The organism is Microvirga sp. ACRRW (genome assembly GCF_022346925.1).
In the GTDB taxonomy this organism is placed as follows: domain Bacteria; phylum Pseudomonadota; class Alphaproteobacteria; order Rhizobiales; family Beijerinckiaceae; genus Microvirga.
Map to the genome: position 1 here is coordinate 737,723 of NZ_JAKRNJ010000001.1, position 18,488 is coordinate 756,210.

Sequence of the window (18,488 nt, forward strand, 5' to 3'; positions counted from 1 at the left end):
GCTTCGCTTACTCGGCAGCCATGCGCGGCGAGGACGCCATCCGAATATAGATCTCGCGCAGCTTCTTCGTGACCGGTCCCGGTTTTCCATCGCAGATGGAGCGTCCGTCGATGGTCACGATGGGGAGCACGAAGGTGGATGCACTCGTCATGAAAGCCTCGGCGGCATCATATGCTTCCTCCACGGTGAACATCCGCTCTTCGAGTTCGATCCCGACATCTTTCGACAAAGCGAGAAGCGACTTGCGCGTGATGCCCGGCAGAATGGCATTCGACAGCGGCCGCACGACGATGCGTCCCTCCTTCGTGACGATGAAGCCGCTCGAAGAACCGCCCTCCGTCACGTAACCGTCCTGCACCATCCACGCTTCCTGCGCACCGGCTTCCTTGGCCGCCTGCTTGGCGAGCACCTGCGCCAGCAGGTTGATCGACTTGATGTCGCGGCGGCTCCAGCGCTGATCCGGCACGGTGACGACGGCAATTCCCGTCTCCGCCGCGGGCGCGTTCACGATGGCCTTGGCCTGCGTGAACATGGCGACCGTGGGAGCGGCGTTTTCCGGGAACATGAAATCGCGTTCCGCCACACCGCGCGTCACCTGAAAATAGATGAAGCCTTCCGTCATACCGTTGCGGCGCGCGAGCTCTTCTTCGAGGCGCGTCCATTCCGCGCGCGAATAGGGATTGGGAATCCGCACCTCACCGAGCGAGCGTTCGAGGCGCTCGAGATGCGCATCGTTGTCGACGAGATTTCCGTCGAGCACGGCGATGCCCTCGTAAACACCGTCTCCGAACAGAAACCCTCGATCCATGAAGGGGACCTTGGCCTCTTCAATAGGAAGGAACGAGCCGTTCAGGAACACGATGCGGGACATGGATACCTCGAATGATATGCGTCACGAAGCTGCGCAGTGGATGGCCCACGCGGCAGGCTGACCTAAATGCTCAAGCATCCCGTCAGCATGGCCATAGGTACCTCCATGATGAAAGCGATGCCACTCTTCATTTCAGTGGTCGTTGCGATCTTCTCTCTCCCCTCCTCCGCTTCCGCTTCGCAGGCGGCGTTGAGCTGGTTCAAGAGTCAGGGTTTCGTTGGCCCCGAGGGAACACGGATCATCGCCTGCCATGGTTATGGCTGTTCGCGGCGTCAGGTGGTTTCTGTGGATGGCGGCTGGCTCGGCCGCGCTCGCGCCATCCTGAAAGGGGGCCGCGCCTCCGCGGAGGCGGAAAGGCAGGCCCTTTCGCAGGTCGTGAGCATCTACACGGCCTATCTGGCCGCCTCGATCGGCGGCAAGCGCGACGTCCCCGGCTCGCCCGCCGGAATGTCAGGCGTGCATGGCCAGATGGATTGCCTGGATGAAACCGCGAACACGACGAGCCTGCTGCTCGTGCTTCAGGGACAGGGCCTGCTCGCCCATCATCAGGTCGAGCCGCCGGAATCACGTGGATTTTTTCTGGATGGACGATACCCGCATTTTTCCGCCGTGATCGTCGACGAGAGCGGGACGGAATGGGCGGTCGATCCGTGGAGGCGAGCGCCGGGCCAGAAGCCGGAAATCCTGCCGCTCGTCCAGTGGCGGCAGGATTCCTGAATCAAAACAGACCTGAGTCTTATTTCAGGTGCTGAGCAAGGTGCTTGTTCATCTCGAACATGGTCACCTTCGGCTTGCCGAAGATCGGCTGCAGCTTGTCGTCGGCGATGATCTCGCGCTTGTTCTCAGGGTTCTGAAGGTTGTTCTTCTTGATGTATTCCCACATCTTGCTGACCACCTCGCCGCGCGGCAGCGGGTTCGAGCCAACGATGGCCGCCAGCTCCTTGGACGGCTGCAGGGGCTTCTGAAGAGCATTGGGCTTGGAACCAGCGGCAGCAGCCTTCTTCGCTCCGGCTTTTCCGTCTGTCGTCTTGGTCGGCATGTATTCCTCCGGGAGTAGAGTGGGAAAGCTCGGCAGCAGCAATGTTACTTAATCGTGCCGCAAGCTCATTGACCTTTCCTTGGTCGGATAATCCGGAGACCGGTTGAAACCCCAGTCCCCGATGGAAAGCCAATTCGGGCAGAGCTTATGTCTGCTCCGTGCCTACAGCAAGATAGACTTCAGGAATTTAGGCTGTTTTCGGAAAAGGAAGGATTTTTGCCGTTTCCTGGGGAAGAAGCATGCCTTTTCCGGAGCGGGGATGCCTTCTGGACCGCTCCGCCGCCGATTGAACATGGGACACGATTGCCTCGTTCGGGCAAGGCTTGGCCAGGAAGGCCGCCCCCTGAGGCAAATCCCCCTCTGCCGGCCATTGCCGACCCGACATGATCAGAATTTCGGCCCCCGGCCAGGATTCATGAACCGCATGAGCGAGTTCGAACCCGTTGCAGCCGTTGGGCATATCCACGTCGGTGAGCAGAACATTCACGTCGAGGCCCGCCTTCATCAGGACGAGAGCTTCCGTGGCATTAGCGGCCTCGACCACCTTGAAACCGGAATCTTCGAGAAGTTCCGCCACGAAAAGGCGGATCAGAGGCTCGTCCTCGACCAGAAGAACTGTGGATTGCGGCTCAGGCATCAGGCACTCGGAGAAAGGCACAATTGCTCATGAACGCTCAAGCTGGCGATTGGTTCCATACCTCAATCATACCAGTTGGTGATCAGGCCCTGAAGCGTTCCACATGCCGGGCCAGACCCTCGGACGCGATGTTCTTGTGTTTCGCCTCGACCTCGAAATCCGTCCACGCCAGATGGCGCGCCACGAGATCGTTGAGGGGGAGGTTCCACATCAGGTTCGAGTGGCCGCGCAGGTCCTTCGGCTTCACCCCCGCCTTCACAAGAGCCGCGAAGTCGGGAAGCACGCCGGTGTCGTGCTCCGCCAGCAGATCCTCCCTGGACACACTGATATGGCTCAAGGGCCGCACGTCCCGCCAGGAGGCAATGATCGTCGCGATCCTGGAATCGTCGGGCTCCACATACTCGCCTTCACTCTTGATCCAATGATGATGCAGATCGAGAACGAGCGGCACCGCGTCCGCCAGCGGTAACAGATCGTCGAGGCCATAGCTCACCTCGTCGTTCTCGATGGTGATCAGGTTGCGCGCAGTTTCGGACAAGCGCTCAAGACCTTGCCGGATGCCATCGATGCCCACCGCCTTCGCACCACCGTGGATGTTGATGTGAGCGCCATGCGGATGCCAGCCGCCGTCATATCCCATCATGCGCATCACATCCGCATGATACTCGAACTCAGCAATTCCGTTCTCGGCCGCTGATGCGTTGGCGGATGCGATCACGCAGAACTGTCCCGGATGCATGCTGAGACGCACTCCATGCTCACGCGCAAGCTCACCCGCAGCGGCCAGCCTGCTTTCGATGAGATGACGCAGATCACGATCGCGGTAGAATTCCAGACAGCTGGAATGCGTATAGCCGGGCAAAAGATCGCTGGAGAGACGGTGCAGCCGCTCCAGTTTCGGGCGACTTGCCACGTGCCCGATCTGACGTGTGGCGGCCTCGAGATTATGGGCCACGACGGAGAACAGCTTATCGTAAGCAGCCTGCGGATTCAGACGGCTGAGATAAGCCATCGTCACCGTGCTCGTGTTCATCTGTCGCGAGGTTTCAGAACTTCCGTCTTCAGGCAGGAATTTGCAGCAGAAGCCAAGTCGTTGATGTCGTTGATCCGGCATATTCGAGATGCGCGCGCCCTCCAGCGTCAGCATCTCAGCATGAATACGAGCGGGAAGACATCGCGTCAATCGACCGCAGGATGGCTCGTTCCTCGAAAGGTTTTGGGATGAAAGCCGCCTCCCGCAACGAATGCGGCAGATCGCCTGGATGCGAGGCCGACACGAAGGCAAAGGGAATGCGCCGCTCGGTCAGCGCGTTGGCGACACCGAAGCTCTTGCCGCCGACCACGTCGATATCGAGGAGTGCATAGTCGAACTCATCCTCGATGTGGTCGTAGGTTTCATCAATCGAATTGAAAACGCCGACGATCTCGTGACCCTCGTCTTCCAGGATGGTCTGGAGGTCGGAGGCAATAAATGGATCATCTTCCAAAATCAGAATACGCACACTAAAGCTCCGCTCGCTTCAATCGGACCGCTTCTTAAAGCCAAATTTATACAGCTGAAACGCAACCCTATCCCGAACCTTCATGAGCAACGGCTTCATGGATGCGAGGTTCCAGCCTTTGCCTGCAACTCCACGGGTTTCAAGGCCGCATGGTTAAACTTTGCTACCCTCAAGCTCTTGAAATGCGGAAAGGGGCAACCCATCTCAGCATCAACCTGGTAGCGCCCTGGCGCGGCCAGATACGGTCACGTTGCCGATATCATGACGCCGGATGTACGCGCATGATTTCGCCGTGGCCGTTGCCATTTCTGGCGCGGCTTATCAGAAGCGCGCAATAAAAAACGCCGGCATTGAGCCGGCGTTTTTTATCGACTGTAAGGACTGCTCAGTGACGGTTTGCGTCGCGGCGGTCAGAGCCGAACTCGCTTTCATGACGGCTGAACTGCGCCTCATCGCCGCTGAAGGCTTCCTCTACGTATTCACGGCCACGGCTCGCCGCGTCTCGCGCATAACGCATTCCCTGGTTGCGGACCTCATCGGCCCATTCACCAAAGAACTCGTTCTCGTGGCGCGTCCGCGGCAGGAGGGCGCCAAGGAGCAAGCCTGCGGCAAGACCGACAAGGCCGACGACCATCGGATTCTCGGAGACGTAGTTCTGCATGCCGCCACGGACATTGCCGAATGCCTTGGCTGAACGGCCACCGGCGTGACGGACACGGCGGCGCTGTCCCTCATAGGCGTCCGACGCCCATTCGGATGCGCGCTCGTAGGTGTCGCGCGCCCATTCGGAGGCATCTTCATAAGCATCCTCGGCGCGATGGCGCATATCGCCTGCCATCTGCTGAGCCTTCTCCGCCATCGAGCCCGCTTGATCCTGCAACGTATCGGACGAAGAGCCGCCTTTGGACCTGTCGCCACCCTGGTTGCCGCCAAGAGGATGGGAGGTATGAGAGGCAAGCGTCGAACTCTGTGCAGCCTTCTTGTCATCATGCGCATGCGGCATGGGCGGCTCACCGATATTGCCCACGGACGTGCCAGCGGAAACCTTGCCGGAGCCGGTCTCGTTCTGCTTGTCATTCGGCGACTTGCCGCCTTCGTTCTTCGTATTGGCCATGAAAAGCTCCTGTTCTTTAAAAAATCAAATGCGGGAGTTCATTCTGCGGCGATCGAACATGCCGTCGGTCTGCTCCAGCGGCGCTGCCCCTGGCTCATAGAGGCGCATGTCGCCCGGCTCGCCCATGAGAACCTGATCGAGATCCTCTTCGGTGATGAAATCCTCGTCCGCTGCGATGAGCCGAGTCGGGCGCCGGCGCGCCGGACGCCCCAGCCGGTAGGCGAGAAGCCCGAGACCGGCTGCGATCAGCATCACAGGAACGGGATTGCGGCGCACGGTTTCGAGAACCCGGTCATAGAGCGGACCGTATTCGCTCGTCCGAGCGGTTCCCAGCATGTCGTCGACGACCCCTGAGACGGTCATCTTGTTCTGGAGTTGGTCGATGGTGCGATCGAGCTGCGCGCGGCTCTGCTCGATGTCCTTCTCCAGATCCTGAAGGCTCTGCGTCATCATGCACCTCTCTCGGAGAGAACTTCCGCATCGCGCTTGAGCGAACGCATGGTTCTTTGCGGCGTCAGCGTCGAAGCCGACATGGCGTGACGCCCATAAAGGCCGAGGCCGATTGCGATGAGCGCCATCAGGCCGCCGACGATCAGAGCCGCCTGCGCCTCGGAATTCACGACCGTCGCCAGCCACTCAACAAGCGATTCCGTCAGAAGCATGACGGCAGCGATTGCGAAGATTGCCGCAACCACCACCATGGCAAGGCCTATGAAAAGGGTGCGGATGTTCTGAGAGATCTCCGTGCGAAAGAGGGTGAACTCTTTCTGTGCAAGATCCGTAGACTCGCGCAGGGCCTCACCGACGAGGCCCTGAATGGTTTGATTATTGCCCTGCATGACCACTCTCCGTCATGCCCCGGCTCGGGCACGCGAACGCTGCGCCTGCTGCTGCCGGTTGCGGCTGGGCTGCGAGACGCTCGGCGTCATGCGGTCCTGCCGCAGATCCTCGGCCGTGCTCTTGAGGAAGCGCGCCGCCAGGAAACCGACCGCGACCGAGACCGCTGCCGCGGTTGCCGGGCGACGGCGGACAACCTCTTCGAAATCGTTGAAGATGTCTGCGAAAGTCTTGTCGCGGATCGTATCCGCCAATTGCTCCAGGCCATCTGCTGCGCTGTCCACGACGGCGCGAATGTTCGGACGCTCGTCGAAGGAATGCGTGGATTCGCGCAAAGAGGTCGCGAAATCCGCGACAGATTGCGCGACGTCATCCTTGCGGCGGCCAGCATAATCGGTCGCCTGCTCGCGCGCTGAATCGATAAAATAACGGCCGCGCTCGACGGCTGCCCCGGCCATGTCGCCGACATCGCCTTTCAGGGTGTCCCAATCTTCGCTGCCTGTCTCATGGTGTCTATTGCCGTTCTGCTGTCCCACGCCCATGGTCAACCTCTCTTAATCGTGGGGGAGTAACCATTAGAAGCGCGGCAGGTTCCGCAGGGCGCAGGGCTCTTTCGCCGAGAACGGCAAAGGCCGTCGGAAACCTCGTGTCAGCGGCCGGATGCCAACCAATCGACCAGATCGGCGACCTTTTTGCGGGCCTCATCGTCTTTCAGGCGCAAAAAGCTGCGAACGAGACGGTCGCTCTCCGGACTCGTCAGGAACTCGGACATCATGCTGTCGCTGGAAGAGCCTCCTGCCGGCAGCCCAGGCGCCCCTTCGAAGAAGAACTCGATGCCGACATCCAGAACACCGGCGATCTGGAGGAGGCGGCTCGCTCCGACCCTATTGATGCCCTTTTCGTATTTCTGAACCTGCTGGAAGGTCAGGCCCAGAGCCTCCGCCAGCCTCTCCTGGCTCATTCCAAGCATCATCCGCCTGGACCGCACCCGGGTACCGATATGCCTATCGATGGGGCTGGGTGACTTCTGCTGCAACCGCCTCTCCTTCCACTACCGTCAGGCTTGGACGAATATACCCCTTTCAAAACCTTGGGTAGCAAAAGTATGATATACACCTGTTGATAGAAATTTCCGGGGGCGCAGGTGTCTCGACAGAGCTTTGATTACGCAACGGAAGCTTTCGAGTTCATCGGGAGATTGGACAGGCTCCCTGGAGTTGATGACGTCATCGACGAGATGGCTAGATCTTTTACTCTATTCGGGTTTGAAAACTTCATCATCACAGGCTTACCAGGCTTGAGAGAACGCTTTGATCAAGTCGTTCTTCTCAAGAAATGGCCCCTAGGATGGTTCGAAATCTATGTGAAAGAGGACTTTGTTCGTGTCGACCCGGTCATTCGCCTTTGCCGGAATACGGTTCAACCTTTCGAATGGTCCGAAGCGCCCTTCGACCGGGAAAAGGAACCGCGCTCGGCGGAGGTCATGGATCGGGCCACCGATTTCAGGATGAAGGATGGGTTTTGCCTGCCCATTCATGGCATCAACGGGTACGAGGCCTGTTTTTCCATGAGCGGCGTCGATCTCGACCTGTCCTCCCGGACGAAGCCGGCCTTGCACCTCATGGCCATGTACGCGTTCGAGAGAGCCCGCCAAATCCTCAAGCCCCTGCCTCATCGCGGGGCAGATCTGCTGACCCCGCGCGAACGGGAAACCCTGATGTGGGCCGCAGCCGGGAAATCAGCCGCCGTTACGGGCGAAATTCTCGGCATCACCGAGAGGACGGTGACGGCGCATATCGTGAGCGCCTGCCAGAAGCTGGATGCCACCAACAAAACCCAGGCCGTCGCCCGCGCCATGCAGTACAAGCTCATCCGGGTCTGAGCGCCTTACCTGTAATTTTCTACAATATCATTCACGGATGGTTCGAGTGAAATGTCCCCAGAAAATAAGGGGGGACAGCCATGACCTGCATCCATGTCGTGACACAAGAAAACAGAGCCTTATACGAAGAAAGCCTGCAGCAGTTTCATCGTCTTCGACACCAGATCTTCGTGGAGGAACGAGGCTGGAATGACCTGAGGCAATCGGATGGGTTGGAGGTCGATGCTTACGATAACGAGCATGCCATCTATCTTCTCGCCATCGATGCAGGCCGCGTGGTCGGCGGACAGCGGCTTTATCCGACCTTGATGCCGCACATGATCAGCGAAGTGTTTTCTGGCCTGGCCCCTCGCGGCATTCCGCAGGCTGCGGACATCTTCGAGTGGACACGCTACTTCGTGGTGAAGGAGCGGCGCACGGGCCGCACCGATTGTCGGCTTCTCGCCGCCATGCAGGAATTCTGCCTTGAGGAAGGGATCTCCGAGGTCACGGCGGTTGTCGAAATGTGGTGGCTGCCGCGATGGCAGCAGGCTGGTTTCAAGGTACGTCCCCTCGGCTTGCCTCAGATGATCGAGGGACAGCCCTGCATCGCCGCTGCCATCGAAATCTCACAGGCAAGCCTTGAGTATGTGCGAAAGCTCGCCGGATTGCGCGGCGCATCCCTCATCCGGGAGGGGCTCTCCTCTCCGCACGCTCAGCAGGTGCCCCATGTCGCTGCCTGAAGAACGACCTCCCCTCGCCTCTTTCATTCATGAGGAGATGTCCCAGGGCATCAGCAATAACCTGAGCCAACTTCTCGATCTTCTACCTTCTGTCGCACGTCTGCGATTGGTGGCGTTTCTGCATCTGGTGGAGCAACCGGACACCATGAAGGCGACGCTTGAGGTGCAGCCATCGGGGCTTCTGCGCCTGACGCTCGATACCACCGTCGCGCCCTGCCCTTCTCAACGGAATTGATGTGGCGCTTCCAAGCTATCACGCACAAACGAAGCCCCGCCTTTACGGGCGGGGCTTTATACTTGTATCGAGCCGTCAGGCAGCCTTGGTGTTGACGCGCGCTTCGGCAAGCTTCGTCAGCAGAAGATCGGTTTTCTTCTCTTCCTGCAGGTTCTGATCGAGGAGCTTGGCGGCGTCGTTCATGCCGAGCTCCTGCGCCCAGGTCTTGAGAGAGCCGTAGCGCGTGATCTCGTAGTGCTCGACAGCCTGGGCGGACGCCAGAATTCCTGCGTCGAGCGCTTCGCTCTCGGCAAAGTCCTCCATGAGTTCCTTGCCTTCGTCGATGATGCCGTTGATGGCCTCGCATTGTACGCCGCGGGCGGCCTTGCCTAGGATTTGGAAGACCTGCTCGAGGCGCTCGATCTGGCCCTCGGTCTCCTGGCGATGGGTTTCGAAGGCCTCCTTCAACTCCTCGGATTCAGCATTCTTCGCCATTTTCGGCAGCGCCTTCAGGATCTGCTTTTCGGCGTAATAGATGTCCTTCAGCGTATGAAGGAACAGGTCGTTCAAGGTCTTTTCCGTGTTCGCCATCGATTGTCTCCGTAGTGGAAAGTGCCGACTCAACGACGGCCAAGGTGTTCGGTTCCTCGCCATCCGCAGACTCATGGAACAACGTCAATCCGCGTCGCGTTCGCCCCGTTATTGAAGGAGAATGAACTTGGCGAACATCATCTCGGCAGGAGCCGGATCCCTGACGAACGGAGAGCCCCATCTGAGCACAATGGAGCGCGGAGCCTACATGATCGCGGGCCTTGGCCTTGCCGCGGCGGCGGCCAAGCCGCGTCCTAATCCACTGCTGAGCGTGCTTGCTCTTGCAGGCGGCTCGTATTTGGCGTGGAGGGGTTATGTCGGAAATTGCCCGATCAAGGCAGCTATGACAGGCGGCAGCGACGACGAATGAACGACGTCCAACTCCGATCAGGAGAAACGGGTCGCACTCATCGGTGCGGCCCGTTTTATCGATCCGCCAATCAATAAGTCGTGGTGGAACGGCGACCGGCGATCATGCCATAGATGAAGAGCACAATGACCGCTCCCACGATGGCTCCGATGAAGTTTGCCCCATCATCGGGGCCATACCAACCAACGGCGCGCCCGAGATAGGTTGCGACGACGGCGCCGACGATACCGAGGATCGTGGTCAGGATGAACCCGGAAGGCTCGTTCCGGCCAGGCATGACCCATTTGGCGATAAGCCCAGCCACGAAGCCGATGATGATGGTCCAGATGATGCTCATGATATGGTCCCTGAGTGCGTTGCCTCCTCAAGGAACGCGCATCCCAAGCTAAGGTTGCCGCCAGCCTCGGGTTGAAGAGCGCATTTTTCATGATCTCGCCGCAGTTCGAGGTGACCCTTGGTCCATCAATCGGAGGTGACGCCCATGAACAATGTATCACCCTGGACCTATGAGGCCGTTCAACGGCTGAAAGAGCTGGCAAAAGAGGGAATGCCCGCCTCCGTGATCAGCCTCAAGCTCAAGCGCCCGATCACGGATGTCCGGGCCAAGCTCAGCGATCTCGGGATCACTCCGGCAACCGAAGAGCATTGAATCCATTCAATGGCCCTGAGAGGATGAAGGCAATGCCGGAGCATTATCCCTGCGTTGGCCTTCGACGGAAATCTTGGCCTTTTCTGCGGATTGATATCTAGGAATATAGAGAAAATTAGCCTATTCAATTAAAGCCCGCGCACTTTTCTGTTCGTGCTGACAGCTTCACACAAGCCAGATCCGTCAAATTCCTTTCACACTTTAGCTTTTGCGCATCCGGCGGTGTGCATCTCCTATCGTGCACAAAGGGTCACGAAGATCATGCGCGCTTTCAACAATTTGAAACTCCTCGCCAAGCTGGCGATTCCGATCACTATTTTCGTTGTGGTCACCATAGGGCTGATCGTTCTTGCCAAATCCGGTCTTGAAGAAATGGCGCAGGATACGCAGGAACTGGTCGAACAGGAGGTGGCCAGACAGGCTCTCGTCCTGCAGATCAACGCCGCGGTTAACGAAACGACCGTGCAAGAGAAGAACATGGTCATCTATACCGACGCCGAGATGATGGCGTCGGCCCGGAAAACATTCAATCAGTACCGCGATCTCTCTCTCAAGGAGATCGACGAGCTGATCCGTCTTGCTAGCACTCCAGAACGCAAGGAATCCGACAGCCAGTTGAAGTCGCAGATTGTTCATTATTTCGGCATCCTGGAGAAAAGCGCCGATCTCAATCAGGCAGGCCGGACCGAAGAAGCGACTGCGATCACAAATGGCGAAGGCCGTACGGCGCGTATCGAACTGCGCAATGCCCTGGCCAAGCGCGTAGAAATAAGCAAGGAAGCGCTGGCGCGCGCCGCCGACGATGCAGACAAGTTGGCGGAGAGAGTCTCCTGGATTCTGATTTCCGCAGCTTGCGTGGGCATCCTGGCCGCTCTCGCCCTGACCGGCCTCATCGTCATCTTCGGTGTCACGAAGCCGCTCTCCGGGATGACAACTGCCATGACGCGCCTGGCCGACGGCGAGCTTTCGATCAGCATTGTCGGAGCCGAACGCAAAGACGAAGTGGGACAACTGGCTCGCGCCCTGCAAACCTTCAAGGACAACGCCATTGAGGCACGCCGGATCGCGGCCGAGCAGGAGGCCGAGAACGAGACCAAGATGCGCCGTGCGCAAATGCTCGACGAGCTGACCCGTAGCTTCGAGACGAAGGTGTCGTCTCTCACGCAGGGGCTCTCCTCCGCGGCTACTCAGATGGAGTCAACCGCTCAGTCCATGACCCATGTGGCAGACCAGACCACCCAGCAGACGGTGAATGTCTCCTCGGCAGCTCAACAGACATCGGCCAACGTCCAGACGGTCGCCGCTGCAACCGAAGAGCTGTCGATCTCGATCCGCGAAATCGCTACCCAGGTCGGACAATCCTCGCAGGTTGCGGAGCGCGCCGTGCAGGATACCCAGCGGACAAACACCACGGTGCAGGCCCTGGCGGCCACTGCCGAACGCATCGGCAACGTGGTGCAGCTGATCAGCAGCATTGCGGGCCAGACCAATCTGCTGGCGCTGAACGCCACCATCGAGGCGGCACGCGCGGGTGAGGCAGGCAAGGGCTTTGCCGTGGTCGCGACCGAAGTGAAGGAACTGGCTTCGCAGACCGCAAAAGCGACCGAGGAGATTGGAGCTCAGATCGCCTCGGTGCAGCAGGCGACGCAGGAGACGGTCACAGCCATCCAGGACATCGCGCGCACCATCACGGAGATGTCGCAGATCTCGACTTCGATCGCGGCAGCGATGGAAGAGCAAGGCGCCGCGACGGCGGAGATCGCCCGCAACGTGCAGGAGGCGGCACGCGGCACGGAAGCCGTTACCGGCAACATCGTGGATGTGCAAAAAGGCGCTGGCGAGACCGGCTCTGCGGCCACGCAGGTGCTCGGTGCCGCCCAGGAGCTTACGCGGCACTCCAGCACTCTGGGCAAGGAAGTCGACTTCTTCCTGACCAGCGTCAGAGCTGCGTAGACTTGCTGTTACGCTCCCTCTGGAGCTGTCACGACCAAAGGCGAGAGCGCACCACCGCGCCTCGCCTTTTCTCTTGTCTGAAGCGCAAACGACAAGTCCCGCACAAGCCAATCCCTTTAACTTACATGCGCTGCGCATGGACACGCAGCGACATCAGGCTTGCCAAGGGGATGTCCTATGAGAATCAAGACAAAGCTGTTTGCGCTCGTTTCCGCATTGAGCTTGCTCGCGGCCATTATTGCCGGCGTCGGAATCTACACCGTGCGCACCTACGATGCGGCCGTTGACGATGTCAGGGCCTCCGCTCTTCGCGCCCTTTATGCTGAACGTCTCAATCGCCTGGTGACGCATGTGGTCATGGAATCCCGCGGGATTTATGCGTCGAAGGACACGAAGGAAGCGCAGAAGTTCGGAGAAGGCGCTTTGGCTACGCTCCGCGAGATCGACACCCTTCTCATGGAATGGAAGCCTCTTCTTCCGCCCGAAGAGAAAGCTCTCTTCGAAGGATTGGTGAAAGAGGCAGCCGATTTCAAAACCTTCAGGACGGAGACAGTCCGTCTTGGCAGTACGGTTTCTCCGGAGGCCGCCAACGCGCAAGGGAACACGGACGCCAATCGCGCCAACAGAAAAGCCTTTCAGGTTCGCATCGACGAATTGACGAAACGGGGAAGTGAGAAGATGGGCCATATCGCCGAAGAGACCGACACTCTCTACGGCAACATGCTCACCCTGCTCTTGTCCCTGACTGCAGGCGGCACGATCGCCGCTCTGCTCCTGGGCTGGCTAATCGGCAATCGCCAGATCGCCCGTCCGCTTCAGGTTGTGACTGGAGCCATACAGAAGCTCGCTTCCGGCGATTATAACCTTCCCAAAGTCAAGCCCGGCCGCGACGAGATCGGCGACATCTGGAAGGCAACCCAGATATTCTCCGGCGCCATGCAGGACGCTCAACGCCTCAGAGAAGAACAGGCAGCATCTGAAAGCCGGATGGCGGCAAACCGCAAAGCGGAAATGGCCGCTCTCGCCCAGCAGTTCGAGAACAGCGTGGGCGGCCTCGTGCAGCACCTTTCGTCCTCGGCGAGCGAGATGGAAACGACAGCGCGATCCATGTCGGCTGTCGCCAACCAAACGACCAACCAGTCGCTGACCGTATCGTCCGCGGCGCAGCAGGCATCCGCCAATGTTCAGACGGTGGCCGCAGCTACGGAAGAGCTTTCCATCTCCATTCGCGAGATCGCAGGCCAGGTCTCGCAATCGTCTCAAATCGCGGACAAGGCCGTGGAGGGTGCCCAGCGCACGAATATGACCGTTCAGGAGCTGGCCGCAACCGCCGAGAAGATCGGCAATGTCGTGCAACTCATCAACAATATCGCGGGACAGACGAATCTGCTGGCGCTCAATGCCACAATCGAAGCTGCACGCGCCGGCGAAGCGGGCAAAGGCTTCGCCGTCGTTGCCTCCGAAGTGAAAGACCTCGCCAGCCAGACCGCCAAGGCGACGGAGGAGATCTCCATCCAGATCAACTCCGTACAGAACGCCACGAGAGAGACTGTCGAAGCCATTCAGGAAATCGCGCGCACCATCAACGAGATGTCGCAAATCTCGGTCTCAATCGCGGCGGCGATGGAAGAGCAAGGCGCGGCGACGGCGGAGATCGCCCGCAACGTGCAGGAGGCGGCACGCGGAACGGAATCTGTCACCGGCAACATCCTCGATGTGCAAAAGGGCGCAGGCGACACGGGCGCTGCGGCATCGCAGGTTCTTGGCGCGGCTCAAGTGCTGGCGAAGAGATCGAGCGAACTCGGCAATGAAGTTTCTACGTTCCTGAGCGAAGTCAGAGCGGCCTAGGCCATCGTGAAATGAGAACCGGAACGAATAATAAAAGGAGAAGTGGAGTTCCTGGTACATCCGCAGAGAACCCCACTTCTGATCGTCCATATCTACGAACAAAGGCACCGTAATTTTCCTGGCTTGCACGAAGCTGACGCCGCTTCGTTCACCTCGGAAGGGTTACGGAAAATACACTAACGGCCCAGCTTTAGTGTGTGAGACACATAAACAATTACCCTGATTCGGTTCACGGCAGCGGCTATGATCACTCGATTTGAGAAAGCATTGGAACAAGTGGCCCGAGAGGACAGCGAGCTGGATCCGGATCGCGTGGCGCTTGAGAGCCGCGCACAAAAGGTGCGGCGCCTTGAGGAGCTCATCCGCGCCAAAGAAGCGAGCGGCGACCGCATCGTGATCGGCATCGGGGCTGCACTTGTGGTGTCCTCCATGGCGCTTCCCGTTTATGCCTCCTTTGTACGGGATCCCTATATCTATCTGCCGAGCGTGGGAGGATCCATTGCATCGCTCAGCAACATGACCGCCGAGCGAATGCAGCTCCCTTCCCTGTCGGACGCAAAGCCCGTCAAAAAGGAAAGCGCCATCACGCGCTCAAGCGGGCAAGGTGGGAAATCCGCGAACGCGGGACAAGGAGCGGGGACAGCCGCGTTTGCGCGATACGTCATCCATCGTGCGACGGAAGCCTCTGCCTTGATCGAAGGGCCCAGCGGCTTGTGGTGGGTGACGCCCGGCATGAAGATCCCCGGCGCCGGACAGATCCTCTCCATCGAGCATTCCGACGCCGGATGGGCCGTGGTAACGTCCGAGACGACAATCACCGAAGGAATTGCCGGAAACGCCACGAATTGAGGCCGGTCACCCGGCCCTTCACATCTTCCTACGATCCACCGAGCCTCAGCTTGGCGATGCTCATCATCAGATCGACACTGATGCCCTGATCGGAAGACTGGTTGAAGAGACTCAGCACAGGCGAGACGGTTTCCACAGAAGCGTTCGTCATATCCCACATGACGTTGAAACGCTGGATCAGCTTGTCGACCTTTTTGGGATCCTGAAAATCCTTCACGTCGAGAAACTTCTCGATGTTTCGCACTTGGATATCGAGATCCGCTCTCGATGCAGCCTGCGGAATGTTGAACGTGGTCTGGACGAACTGCAGGAGCGCCTTGTCTGCAAGAATGCCCATCGTCGTTTTGACGGATGACGCCTTCCGCTTGAAATAGAGCGCGAGGCGGACACCTTGATTGTCGCTGCCTTCCCGCTGTTCCAGCGTCTGTTGAACGTATCTCTCCACGGCTTCCGTAGTCGCACTGGCGGCAGATGTGGCCTGCGCCCCCTTTCCGGCGAAGTCGAATGCCTTTGCGAACTCCTTGTAGAGAGGGTTCGACATCTTGTTGGCCATGCTGAGCGGATTGCTCACGCCTTCGTTCAGCATCTTCTTGATGAAAGCCTTGGCGTAAGCCATGTCTTCGAGACCATAGGCTTTCATGGCGTATTTGAAGACCCGGTCGTTCTTGATGAACTCATCGACCGTTTTGATGGTCTTGATGGTCTTGTTGTAGTATTCGGTATCACGCTTTACCGACGCATCGTTCGCGATCAGCGTCTTCGTGCGCGCAAGATTGTTCGTGACGATCTGATACCGGGTTGACGTGCTGACCATGGTAAACCTATGAGCGTTTAGAGGCCGACAAATGCCCTCATCGAGCCAGAGCTAAGTCGGCACTCGTGCGACCAGCTATATCCCTGCAATCCTGCCTGAATCTGTCCGCAACGGCTTTCGTGTCGGCCGCATCGAACTGAAACTCGGACCGCTGCGTCTCATACCGATAATTCGAGAGCTCGATGATGAGCGTCCGGGCATCCGTCAGTTTCTCCAGGAAGACGGAAACCTGTTCCGCATTGGCCATCTGTCCGGCTTTGTCCCGGTAGGTCCAGTATGCCAGTTCGGGGCTTCTGTCGTCGAACCAATAGACGGTGCTGCGCCCTCGCGGAGGGCTGCGTCCCAGATAGCTCTTCTGTGAAACCGTCGCCGTCATGGACAGGGTTTCCGGCTTATCCTCGCCTGCGGGATACCTTGCGCATGTCAGCCACAACAGGGCTTCGTTATCTCCGCGCAACCGTGCGAAGGCGGCTTGAGGATTTCCCTCCGGATCGTGCCGAAGCACGTAATCCCAGGATCCGATCCAAGTGGCGAGAGCCTGCGCCGGCCGAGCCGCGCTGAGCCCTGCCGCGCCAAGCACAAGGGCAAGACAGACAACATGTTTGATTGAAACGAAGTATGACGGCTTATGACTCATGGCCGCACCAAATTTTCTAAAAAAGAAGCCTCGCCCTTTGCAAGGCGAGGCTCCTCTTAGGTCCGTTGCGAAGCTCTTACTGGAAGAGACGCAGGATCATCTGGCTGTTCTGGTTCGCCATCGAGAGAGCCTGCACGCCGAGCTGCTGCTGAGTCTGCAGAGCCTGGTTGCGGGTCGAAGCCTCGTTCATGTCGGCATCGACGAAGGCGCTGACGCCAGCGGTGAGCGAGTCGGACAGGACACCGATGAACTCAGACTGGGTCTCGAGCAGGGCCTTGTTCGCGCCGAGCATGGCGGAGCCTTCGGTCACCTGACGAATGGCCTCGTCGACAGCCTTCAGGGCCTTGGAGATTTCCTCAGCCACGACGGGAGCCTGGGACTCGCCAGCCACCGGAGTGCCGAAGGTAGGAGCTGTGACCTTGGCAGCCACTTCCTCGGTATCCGTCGCAGCAGTCAGACGCAGCTTGCCATCAACAATGTTGGCCTTGACGCCGGCGGCACCGAAGCCCGTCGGATCTGCAACATCGTTAATCGCGTCTCTCAGTGCCTCAAGATCACCCTCGACTACGTCGTAGCTCACCTCGGCGCCGCCGGCGACCGAGATCGTGAGCTTGGAGCCAGGAGCAGCGTCGGCAGCGGAGAACTCGACGTAACCGCCCAGATCGGCAGTACCGGCAGTGGTGGCAACACTGTTTGCAGCGGCGATGTTGTTTCCGGCGGTATCCGCGTCGGTATAGCTGCCCGCGAAGACCGCGCTACCCGTCAGAACGAGCTTACCATCGACGTTGCTGGCTGTGATGCCCGCGGCCTTAACGCCAGTGTCATCGTTGATCGCCTTGACCAGGTCGTCGACCGAGTCGCTGGTCGTCGTGATGGCGATGGGGGTCGCAACAGCAGCGCCGGTGCCGTCGGTATCGATGGTGAGCGTGTCACCCGCAGCCAGATCCGTAAAGTTCAACGTCTGCGTAAAGGCACCAGCGGCCACCGGCGCATGAGCCGTGGCATCGACAGCGGTCGTGCCGGCAGATGCGTCAGCAAAGGTGCCAGAAACGCCCTTGCCGCCTTCCTTCGCCGTCAGGACGAGCTTGCCGTCTGTATCGACAGAGGCTTCGACCAGTGCCTTGAGGGCGTCATCGCCGTTGATCTTGTCGGCGATCGTCTGCGCCGAGTTCTCGGCAGAGGAAAGCCTGATCGACTGTTCTTGTCCGCCTGTGAGAGTGAACGAGAGCTTGTCGCCCGTGGACGCGCTGCTGACGTCGAACGTGACCGTGCCCTTCTCATCTTCAGCTCCGGCGATGTTGGCAGAGGCCACATCGTGAAGGATGCCGCCGATACCAGCCTTGGCATCGGAGAAGAGGTTGGTCTTGGTGGTGTCGATCTTCAGAGTACCGACAGAGTTGGTGTTGCCATCATAGGAAACGACGAGGTTGACGTCCGAAGGAGTTCCGGAAAGCCAGTTCTGGCCGTTGAACGTAGCCGATCCAGCCGCGCTCTTCATACCTTCAATGAAGGCGTTGAACTCGGTCTGGATTTTTGCGCGGTCTGCACCCGGCTGGCTGGCAGCAACGAGACCTTCCTTCATCTTGTTGAGGTAGGTCAGCGACTTGTCCATGGCCGAGGTGAAGGTGTTGATCATCGCCGTGGACTGCTTGATGGAGTCCTTCACAGCGCTGAGAGCGCCGTTGTCCGACTTCATCTGCGTGGCGATCGACCAGTAGGATGCGTTGTGCGAAGCCTCGCCGACGCGCAGACCCGTGGAGATCTGGTTCTGGTTCTTGTTCATGGCGGTCTGCGTAGCCTTCAAGGCCTGCAGAGCAGTCATGGCGGACAGATTGGTATTGATCGAAGACATGTGCTTCTTCCTTGAATGATTGGATTGTTCAGGGAATGCCGGGATTTCACCGGCCCAGCGGAGTGGCATCATGCCTCGGGAAAACCCGATCCGCTGCTCACATGACA

General features: G+C 59.0%; 24 protein-coding genes. 9 read left to right on the top strand and 15 right to left on the bottom strand.

Annotation, left to right across the window (positions count from 1 at the left end):
* Positions 1-7 precede the first annotated feature (7 nt).
* Entirely contained in the window at positions 8-871 is an 864-nt protein-coding gene (locus MHY87_RS03630) for a D-amino-acid transaminase (RefSeq protein ID WP_239349442.1), read from the bottom strand.
* A 117-nt stretch (positions 872-988) separates the two neighbouring features.
* Here MHY87_RS03630 and MHY87_RS03635 point away from each other — a divergent pair, with 117 nt between their 5' ends.
* Positions 989-1,588, top strand: a complete 600-nt coding sequence (locus MHY87_RS03635; protein ID WP_239349444.1) for a hypothetical protein — start codon at positions 989-991, stop codon at positions 1,586-1,588.
* Between the two features lie 19 nt (positions 1,589-1,607).
* Here the strand turns inward: MHY87_RS03635 and MHY87_RS03640 are convergent, their stop codons facing one another.
* From MHY87_RS03640 to MHY87_RS03680, 9 genes are all read right to left on the bottom strand, one after another.
* Positions 1,608-1,910, bottom strand: coding sequence for an SWIB/MDM2 domain-containing protein (locus MHY87_RS03640; RefSeq protein WP_239349446.1), 303 nt, complete (start codon positions 1,908-1,910; stop codon positions 1,608-1,610).
* A 187-nt stretch (positions 1,911-2,097) separates the two neighbouring features.
* A complete protein-coding gene (locus tag MHY87_RS03645) occupies positions 2,098-2,547 on the bottom strand; it encodes a response regulator (protein WP_239349448.1) in 450 nt (149 codons plus the stop codon).
* An 82-nt stretch (positions 2,548-2,629) separates the two neighbouring features.
* Positions 2,630-3,580: a UV damage endonuclease UvsE gene (locus tag MHY87_RS03650; RefSeq protein ID WP_239349450.1), complete on the bottom strand. Its 951-nt coding sequence runs from the start codon at positions 3,578-3,580 to the stop codon at positions 2,630-2,632.
* 115 nt (positions 3,581-3,695) lie between these two features.
* Complete coding sequence (locus tag MHY87_RS03655; protein ID WP_239349452.1) at positions 3,696-4,049, bottom strand: response regulator; 354 nt, start codon at positions 4,047-4,049, stop codon at positions 3,696-3,698.
* Positions 4,050-4,434: 385 nt separating this feature from the next.
* On the bottom strand, positions 4,435-5,163 hold the full coding sequence (locus MHY87_RS03660) for a hypothetical protein (RefSeq protein ID WP_239349454.1): 729 nt from the start codon (positions 5,161-5,163) through the stop codon (positions 4,435-4,437).
* Positions 5,164-5,187: 24 nt separating this feature from the next.
* Entirely contained in the window at positions 5,188-5,616 is a 429-nt protein-coding gene (locus MHY87_RS03665) for a DUF3618 domain-containing protein (protein WP_239349456.1), read from the bottom strand.
* Positions 5,613-6,002 (bottom strand): phage holin family protein, encoded by a 390-nt coding sequence (locus tag MHY87_RS03670; protein WP_239349458.1) that lies wholly within the window; start codon positions 6,000-6,002, stop codon positions 5,613-5,615. Before MHY87_RS03670 ends, MHY87_RS03665 begins: the two co-directional genes overlap by 4 nt.
* Before the next feature lie 12 nt (positions 6,003-6,014).
* Positions 6,015-6,542: a hypothetical protein gene (locus tag MHY87_RS03675; RefSeq protein WP_239349460.1), complete on the bottom strand. Its 528-nt coding sequence runs from the start codon at positions 6,540-6,542 to the stop codon at positions 6,015-6,017.
* Positions 6,543-6,649: 107 nt separating this feature from the next.
* Entirely contained in the window at positions 6,650-7,036 is a 387-nt protein-coding gene (locus tag MHY87_RS03680) for a helix-turn-helix domain-containing protein (RefSeq protein ID WP_239349462.1), read from the bottom strand.
* Between the two features lie 108 nt (positions 7,037-7,144).
* On the opposite strand from MHY87_RS03680, the gene MHY87_RS03685 reads away from it, so the two are divergent.
* The 3 genes from MHY87_RS03685 (at position 7,145) to MHY87_RS03695 (ending at position 8,839) form a co-directional block, all read left to right on the top strand.
* Positions 7,145-7,882, top strand: coding sequence for a LuxR family transcriptional regulator (locus MHY87_RS03685; protein WP_370644821.1), 738 nt, complete (start codon positions 7,145-7,147; stop codon positions 7,880-7,882).
* A gap of 80 nt (positions 7,883-7,962) precedes the next feature.
* Positions 7,963-8,604, top strand: a complete 642-nt coding sequence (locus MHY87_RS03690; RefSeq protein WP_239349466.1) for an acyl-homoserine-lactone synthase — start codon at positions 7,963-7,965, stop codon at positions 8,602-8,604.
* On the top strand, positions 8,591-8,839 hold the full coding sequence (locus MHY87_RS03695) for a hypothetical protein (protein ID WP_239349468.1): 249 nt from the start codon (positions 8,591-8,593) through the stop codon (positions 8,837-8,839). Before MHY87_RS03690 ends, MHY87_RS03695 begins: the two co-directional genes overlap by 14 nt.
* A gap of 75 nt (positions 8,840-8,914) precedes the next feature.
* On the opposite strand, the gene MHY87_RS03700 is transcribed toward MHY87_RS03695, so the two are convergent.
* Positions 8,915-9,409 carry a ferritin-like domain-containing protein gene (locus MHY87_RS03700; protein ID WP_239349470.1) on the bottom strand — a complete coding sequence of 165 codons (495 nt, stop codon included), beginning with the start codon at positions 9,407-9,409 and terminating at the stop codon, positions 8,915-8,917.
* Positions 9,410-9,536: 127 nt separating this feature from the next.
* Here MHY87_RS03700 and MHY87_RS03705 point away from each other — a divergent pair, with 127 nt between their 5' ends.
* On the top strand, positions 9,537-9,779 hold the full coding sequence (locus tag MHY87_RS03705) for a hypothetical protein (protein WP_370644822.1): 243 nt from the start codon (positions 9,537-9,539) through the stop codon (positions 9,777-9,779).
* A gap of 70 nt (positions 9,780-9,849) precedes the next feature.
* Here the strand turns inward: MHY87_RS03705 and MHY87_RS03710 are convergent, their stop codons facing one another.
* The gene (locus MHY87_RS03710) at positions 9,850-10,116 is read right to left on the bottom strand and encodes a GlsB/YeaQ/YmgE family stress response membrane protein (protein WP_239349472.1); all 267 of its coding nucleotides are present in this window, start codon (positions 10,114-10,116) and stop codon (positions 9,850-9,852) included.
* Between the two features lie 144 nt (positions 10,117-10,260).
* Here MHY87_RS03710 and MHY87_RS03715 point away from each other — a divergent pair, with 144 nt between their 5' ends.
* From MHY87_RS03715 to MHY87_RS03730, 4 genes are all read left to right on the top strand, one after another.
* Complete coding sequence (locus tag MHY87_RS03715; RefSeq protein WP_239349474.1) at positions 10,261-10,428, top strand: hypothetical protein; 168 nt, start codon at positions 10,261-10,263, stop codon at positions 10,426-10,428.
* Between the two features lie 261 nt (positions 10,429-10,689).
* Complete coding sequence (locus tag MHY87_RS03720; RefSeq protein ID WP_239349476.1) at positions 10,690-12,381, top strand: methyl-accepting chemotaxis protein; 1,692 nt, start codon at positions 10,690-10,692, stop codon at positions 12,379-12,381.
* A gap of 177 nt (positions 12,382-12,558) precedes the next feature.
* On the top strand, positions 12,559-14,229 hold the full coding sequence (locus MHY87_RS03725; RefSeq protein ID WP_239349478.1) for a methyl-accepting chemotaxis protein: 1,671 nt from the start codon (positions 12,559-12,561) through the stop codon (positions 14,227-14,229).
* A 267-nt stretch (positions 14,230-14,496) separates the two neighbouring features.
* Entirely contained in the window at positions 14,497-15,078 is a 582-nt protein-coding gene (locus tag MHY87_RS03730) for a hypothetical protein (RefSeq protein WP_239349480.1), read from the top strand.
* Between the two features lie 28 nt (positions 15,079-15,106).
* On the opposite strand, the gene MHY87_RS03735 is transcribed toward MHY87_RS03730, so the two are convergent.
* The 3 genes from MHY87_RS03735 to MHY87_RS03745 form a co-directional block, all read right to left on the bottom strand.
* A complete protein-coding gene (locus tag MHY87_RS03735; protein ID WP_239349482.1) occupies positions 15,107-15,892 on the bottom strand; it encodes a DUF1217 domain-containing protein in 786 nt (261 codons plus the stop codon).
* A gap of 37 nt (positions 15,893-15,929) precedes the next feature.
* Positions 15,930-16,529, bottom strand: a complete 600-nt coding sequence (locus tag MHY87_RS03740; RefSeq protein WP_239349484.1) for a hypothetical protein — start codon at positions 16,527-16,529, stop codon at positions 15,930-15,932.
* 76 nt (positions 16,530-16,605) lie between these two features.
* Positions 16,606-18,381, bottom strand: a complete 1,776-nt coding sequence (locus MHY87_RS03745) for a flagellin (RefSeq protein WP_239349486.1) — start codon at positions 18,379-18,381, stop codon at positions 16,606-16,608.
* Positions 18,382-18,488 lie beyond the last annotated feature (107 nt).

Excerpts from the sequence above, each read along its gene's own strand:
- MHY87_RS03630 (WP_239349442.1), bottom strand. The coding sequence starts at position 871 with ATGTCCCGCATCGTGTTCCTGAACGGCTCGTTCCTTCCTATTGAAGAG.
- MHY87_RS03635 (WP_239349444.1), top strand. The coding sequence starts at position 989 with ATGCCACTCTTCATTTCAGTGGTCGTTGCGATCTTCTCTCTCCCCTCC.
- MHY87_RS03640 (WP_239349446.1), bottom strand. The coding sequence starts at position 1,910 with ATGCCGACCAAGACGACAGACGGAAAAGCCGGAGCGAAGAAGGCTGCT.
- MHY87_RS03645 (WP_239349448.1), bottom strand. The coding sequence starts at position 2,547 with ATGCCTGAGCCGCAATCCACAGTTCTTCTGGTCGAGGACGAGCCTCTG.
- MHY87_RS03650 (WP_239349450.1), bottom strand. The coding sequence starts at position 3,580 with ATGAACACGAGCACGGTGACGATGGCTTATCTCAGCCGTCTGAATCCG.
- MHY87_RS03660 (WP_239349454.1), bottom strand. The coding sequence starts at position 5,163 with ATGGCCAATACGAAGAACGAAGGCGGCAAGTCGCCGAATGACAAGCAG.
- MHY87_RS03665 (WP_239349456.1), bottom strand. The coding sequence starts at position 5,616 with ATGATGACGCAGAGCCTTCAGGATCTGGAGAAGGACATCGAGCAGAGC.
- MHY87_RS03670 (WP_239349458.1), bottom strand. The coding sequence starts at position 6,002 with ATGCAGGGCAATAATCAAACCATTCAGGGCCTCGTCGGTGAGGCCCTG.
- MHY87_RS03675 (WP_239349460.1), bottom strand. The coding sequence starts at position 6,542 with ATGGGCGTGGGACAGCAGAACGGCAATAGACACCATGAGACAGGCAGC.
- MHY87_RS03690 (WP_239349466.1), top strand. The coding sequence starts at position 7,963 with ATGACCTGCATCCATGTCGTGACACAAGAAAACAGAGCCTTATACGAA.
- MHY87_RS03695 (WP_239349468.1), top strand. The coding sequence starts at position 8,591 with ATGTCGCTGCCTGAAGAACGACCTCCCCTCGCCTCTTTCATTCATGAG.
- MHY87_RS03700 (WP_239349470.1), bottom strand. The coding sequence starts at position 9,409 with ATGGCGAACACGGAAAAGACCTTGAACGACCTGTTCCTTCATACGCTG.
- MHY87_RS03710 (WP_239349472.1), bottom strand. The coding sequence starts at position 10,116 with ATGAGCATCATCTGGACCATCATCATCGGCTTCGTGGCTGGGCTTATC.
- MHY87_RS03715 (WP_239349474.1), top strand. The coding sequence starts at position 10,261 with ATGAACAATGTATCACCCTGGACCTATGAGGCCGTTCAACGGCTGAAA.
- MHY87_RS03720 (WP_239349476.1), top strand. The coding sequence starts at position 10,690 with ATGCGCGCTTTCAACAATTTGAAACTCCTCGCCAAGCTGGCGATTCCG.
- MHY87_RS03725 (WP_239349478.1), top strand. The coding sequence starts at position 12,559 with ATGAGAATCAAGACAAAGCTGTTTGCGCTCGTTTCCGCATTGAGCTTG.
- MHY87_RS03735 (WP_239349482.1), bottom strand. The coding sequence starts at position 15,892 with ATGGTCAGCACGTCAACCCGGTATCAGATCGTCACGAACAATCTTGCG.
- MHY87_RS03740 (WP_239349484.1), bottom strand. The coding sequence starts at position 16,529 with ATGAGTCATAAGCCGTCATACTTCGTTTCAATCAAACATGTTGTCTGT.
- MHY87_RS03745 (WP_239349486.1), bottom strand. The coding sequence starts at position 18,381 with ATGTCTTCGATCAATACCAATCTGTCCGCCATGACTGCTCTGCAGGCC.